Below are 4,512 nucleotides of genomic sequence, written 5' to 3'. Positions count from 1 at the left end.
TCAGCCGTCAGCACTTCAGCGTTCAGCTATTGCTTTTAGTGTAACCGCTCAATAATCCGGGGTAAATATGTAATTGACTTGCCTCAAATGACGTAAAATCCTTCCTAAACTGGTAGTCCGCCCCCATTTATTGAGCGGATACCTTTTAGTTTTAGATAAAAGCTTTAGTAATTGAGGCAGAATTTACACTTACTACCAAAGTCGGCTAACAGTCTATATTCATTTAAACCCTTTCATGAGAGCTGATAGCTGACAGCTAATAGCTGAATGCTTACGCCCAAAATACTAGCTTTTTGAGAGTTTTCAACTGAAACAGGCGCACTGCAATTCGACCCTAAAAATGCTCAAGCCTTTATATATCAATACTTTTATAATTAATCAGCAAGCCCTAATTATTAATTATTAATTATTAATTATTCATTGATTTTTTCTGCTTAATTTTAGCAGTAATCTCGGAGGGAAAATTCTGTTGTTCTAAATACTGTTGAAATCTACTTTCAAGATATTTTTTGGGGAGAAAATCAATTAGTAAAAGTCGGTAAGCTTTATTGAAGTAGCAAAATATGTATTTCCATATAGGAGTAGTTTTATCCTTAATATTACTGCTATGAAGATTAACTAAAACCCAAACATTTTGATTTGCCTTTAAAGAAAATAATCCCTTCATAATTTGATATCTTTGGGAAAAACTTGGTTGTAAATACCACTGTATCCAATAGGGCATATATCTCAAAACATCTGAAATTTGAAAATCAGTATTCGCATATAATTTACTTGATAAAATTACTCTAAATCCATTTCTTTTTGCTCGCATTATATACTCATAATCACCACCATGATGGGGTAATCTCACTCCGTCAGGATATCCAATTTTATTTACTACCCCACGAGGAATAACTACGATATTTCCACATAACACATCAACCTCTAATTCTTCAGATGATGCAAACATATTAATATTGCTAATTGGTTGACGTTTTTTTGAACCACTATATACAATCCAGTCTAGATAAGTTAGATCTTTAACCAAACCTCCAACAATAGTTTTCTGATAATTTTGGTTACTACATATGCTTATTAAATTAACCAAAAAATTATCTGCTAAAGAAATATCATCATTGAGCCATACTAAATAGTCTGCGTTAAGCTGATTAACTCCATACTCCATACCTTTAATAATTGCACCAGTCCACCATAAAGAACCATCTCCTTCTATCAAATGCACATTACCAAACTGCTCCATTATCATCTCTTTAGTTCCGTCAGTAGAACCATCATTCACTACTACTACTGAAACATTACTTTCGCAATTTTCTAAAGAAATTTGATTAAATATTTGTGCCAGAATATTTCGAGTAATTTCTTTTCTATTTCTCACAGGAATAATAATTGATATTAATGGCATATTACACATACTCTTTTCAACAATTAATAATTAATAACAGGACTTACGCAAAGACACTGTGTATAGAGTCCAGTAACTATTGGACAATAGTTATGAATACTATATATAGCGTATCTGCGTAAGTCCTATAATAATTAATAATTAGGGCTTGCTGATTAAATATCAAAGCATTAACATATAAAGGTTGTAGAATTTTTTGGTCTCAAAAAGTGTCAGCTTTTTGATGGAAAAAGCTCAAAAAGCCATATTTTAGGACGATTATGGCAGAAAAATCAAGGGAAAATTTTTCTGACTACCCCCTCTATAATTCCTATTTCTTCTGAATTCTGAATTCTGAATTCTGTCTCCTACCCCTACTAAAAGACTTTTTCAGCAAACCCTAATTATTCGGTAAGTTTAAAAATTATCAGCGGTCTATTTTTTCTGCCACAGGTAAAAACTATAAAAAGGACTCAGCAGACTACCCCAAAAAAATTCTAACTCAAAGGCTGGAATTAAATCTGTTTTAACTCGACCACGATACTTGAGAAAATGTAGAATTATCCGACGGGAATTTCCTAATATTGTCCTAGCAAAAATCCATGGTTTCTGCCAGTTTTTAGCATTAACCATTCGCAACTGACAAGTAGCTAAACCAGTACCTTTTCCTAAAGGAAGCAAATATTCTCTTTCTAAGCGTTGTTGAGGAATTTTGTGATGAATACACATAGTTGGATTGTACCAAATTTCCCACCCTCCTTTATGTAAATAAAGCAAGGCTTCATAGTCTTCACCAGCTACCATTACTTTTCCCACTCTTCCCGTTAAAGCTAACTTACTAGGAACACATTCAGACCATGCTTGTTTTCTAATTACTAATCCAGCACCAGGAGGAAGTCTTAATTTTTCTGGTTCAAATAAACGGGGTTGAGAACCATGTTCTCTAATAGCTAAATAAGGTTTGATTTTATTAAAATTTTCAGGTGGATTAACTTCAAAATCGCCTATTATCTTACCATTATATGCAGCTGCTTTCTGATGTTCTTGACCAAACTTAAAAGCTGCTGCGACCCAGTTTGCTTCTGCCAAGTTATCATCATCAAGAAAACTCACAAAGTAGCCCTTAGCTTCTTCAATAGCTCTTTGTCTAGCAAAAGCTAATCCTTGCTCTGCTTCAAAACAATATCTTAGGGGTATATTTTCCGGCCACTTAGCTTGAAAGTTTTCTATAACTTCGGTAATATTATCGCTGCTATTATTATCGACTATTATTACTTCCCAAGAAATATTTTCCGTATTAATTTGCGACCGCAGTTTATCTAATACCAAAGGTAATCTATTTGCTCCATTGTAAGTTGGTATAGCAACGGTAAAATCTAACATTATTTTTCACCACCTAAAATTCTTTTAACCTAAGCATTCAGCAGTCAGCCATCAGCGCTTCCCTGCGGGATGCTACGCAAACAGCTATGTGTTATAAAATCATTATCATACTAGAAGGGAATTATCCACCAAAGAGAATTAAAATTCATTAATTAAATTGCCTATCAGTGATAATTAATAATTAATTATTATGTAAGCATTCAGCTATTAGCCGTCAGCCATCAGCAATAAGACTCTGTGCTTAAGAAAGGAGTTTAAATGAGTATAGACTTTGGAGTTGACTTTTGTAGTAAGATTTTTCGTTCCTCAATTAAGAAAGCTTTTATAACTAACTCAAGGCAATAGCTGAAGTCCGCAGTTCCTCCGGAGGAGGCTAGCTGATAGCTGATGGCTGAATGCTTACATTATTATAACAATATGATTTTAGTTGTGAGATATTGGAGACTTTTTTTTAGGTACGGAGGGAAGAAACTAAGAGATAAGAATAAGATAACTGCTATATTCTATCCTTTAAAGGAACACCTCAATTATCACATCTGATTCCTGATTTCTATATAGTAGTGTTTTTATCTATAATGTGGAAACCAAGTGCTATGAAAAAGGGAATAGGGAATAGGGAATAGTAAAGGGGAGAAAACAGCATGAAATAGTAATAAATATAAGAATATAATGGACTCAAAATAACGTTTTTTTTATTAGAAAAAACCTCAATCTATATTTACATCTTATTTGAAAACACTATATAAGAATTTAATTTAACTAAATAAATGTCTAATAAGTAACAATTGTAAGCATTTCCTGCGGAATGCTGCGCAAACAGCTATTAGCTGTCAGCTATCAGCAACAAGACTTTAATGGCAAGGGAGTCAATTTTTGTAGTAAGAAAATTAATAAAGCTTTTATCGTAAACTAAAAACAATAGCTGAAGTCCGCAGTTCCTCCGGAGGAGGCTAGCTGAAGTCCGCAGTTCCTCCGACAGGAGACTAGCTGACGGCTGAATGCTTACTAACAATTAATAGTGAATAATTAGTTTCCTTCTTTCATTATTAATTTAGGACGTACGCAGATACGCTATATATAGTACTCATAACTATTGTCCAATAGTTACTGGACTCTATACACAGTGTCTTTGCGTAAGTCCTGTAATTATTAATTATTCTACATAGTCTAGATATCTAGGGATGGCGACAGGGCAAACGCATCTTGTCAATAAAGTATGGGTAATTAGGGTTTGCTTATGGAAGTCTTATGGGTGAGGGTAGGAGACAGGAGACAGGAGACAGGAGACAGGAGACAGGAGAAATGGAAATTATAGAGAAGGTAGTCGTAAAAATTGTCCCAAGATTTTTCTGCCATAATCATCCCAAAATACTAGCTTTTTAAGCTTTTCGGTCTAAAAAGCTTGCACTTTTTAAAGGCAAAAAAAAGCTGAAACCAATATCAGTCAATGCTTTGAGATTTAATCAGCAAGCCCTAATTATCAATAAACAGGGAGTTATTGCGCTTGTTGACAATAGAATTTCCATGTATAGTGTTTATTTAATTTTCTAAACACTACAAATAGGAATCAGCAAAATTAGATGCGTTTGCCCTGAGGGATGGCGATAGTAAAATCAGTTATAATAATTTATACAAAATAATATTTTTGGTAGTCCTGCATGGTAATGGTAGAAGATATATATTTTTTAATTTCTCCCACACTCCCAATCCCCCAATCTCCCAATCTCCCAATCTCCCAATCTCTC

General features: G+C 33.8%; 2 protein-coding genes. Both read right to left on the bottom strand.

Translation table 11 applies throughout. The annotated features are described in order from the left end of the window. Positions 1-409 precede the first annotated feature (409 nt). Positions 410-1,405 (bottom strand): glycosyltransferase family 2 protein, encoded by a 996-nt coding sequence (locus F6K54_RS40865; RefSeq protein ID WP_293090186.1) that lies wholly within the window; start codon positions 1,403-1,405, stop codon positions 410-412. Between the two features lie 414 nt (positions 1,406-1,819). Next, a complete protein-coding gene (gene hpsE, locus F6K54_RS40860) occupies positions 1,820-2,767 on the bottom strand; it encodes a hormogonium polysaccharide biosynthesis glycosyltransferase HpsE (protein ID WP_366558388.1) in 948 nt (315 codons plus the stop codon). Positions 2,768-4,512: the final 1,745 nt, after the last annotated feature.

It is taken from the genome of Okeania sp. SIO3B5 (genome assembly GCF_010692555.1).
Classification (GTDB): Bacteria; Cyanobacteriota; Cyanobacteriia; order Cyanobacteriales; family Microcoleaceae; genus Okeania.
Note: the sequence above shows the minus strand (reverse complement) of the source record. Positions and strands in the feature narration are given on the sequence as shown.